We start from the raw sequence: 600 nt of genomic DNA, 5'->3' as shown, positions 1-600 counted from the left end.
TCGTGGGAAGGCTTAGACAGCTAGGAGGTTGGCTTAGAAGCAGCCACCCTTTAAAGAAAGCGTAATAGCTCACTAGTCGAGTCGGCCTGCGCGGAAGATGTAACGGGGCTCAAACCATGCACCGAAGCTACGGGTATCACCTTTGGTGATGCGGTAGAGGAGCGTTCTGTAAGCCTGTGAAGGTGAGTTGAGAAGCTTGCTGGAGGTATCAGAAGTGCGAATGCTGACATGAGTAACGACAATGGGTGTGAAAAACACCCACGCCGAAAGACCAAGGTTTCCTGCGCAACGTTAATCGACGCAGGGTTAGTCGGTCCCTAAGGCGAGGCTGAAAAGCGTAGTCGATGGAAAACAGGTTAATATTCCTGTACTTCTGGTTATTGCGATGGAGGGACGGAGAAGGCTAGGCCAGCCTGGCGTTGGTAGTCCAGGTTTAAGGTGGTAGGCTGAGATCTTAGGTAAATCCGGGATCTTAAGGCCGAGAGCTGATGACGAGTGTTCTTTTAGAACATGAAGTGGTTGATGCCATGCTTCCAAGAAAAGCTTCTAAGCTTCAGGTAACCAGGAACCGTACCCCAAACCGACACAGGTGGTTGGGTA

1 rRNA gene is annotated in these 600 nt (G+C 50.8%); it reads left to right on the top strand.

Annotation, left to right across the window (positions count from 1 at the left end):
• Positions 1–600 (top strand): 23S ribosomal RNA (locus GUI70_RS22575); the annotation flags it as partial.

Source organism: Deinococcus alpinitundrae (assembly GCF_009982895.1).
Classification (GTDB): domain Bacteria; phylum Deinococcota; class Deinococci; order Deinococcales; family Deinococcaceae; genus Deinococcus; species Deinococcus alpinitundrae.
The sequence above is the reverse complement of the archived record's forward strand: the minus strand, read 5'-3'. Positions and strand labels throughout refer to the sequence as shown.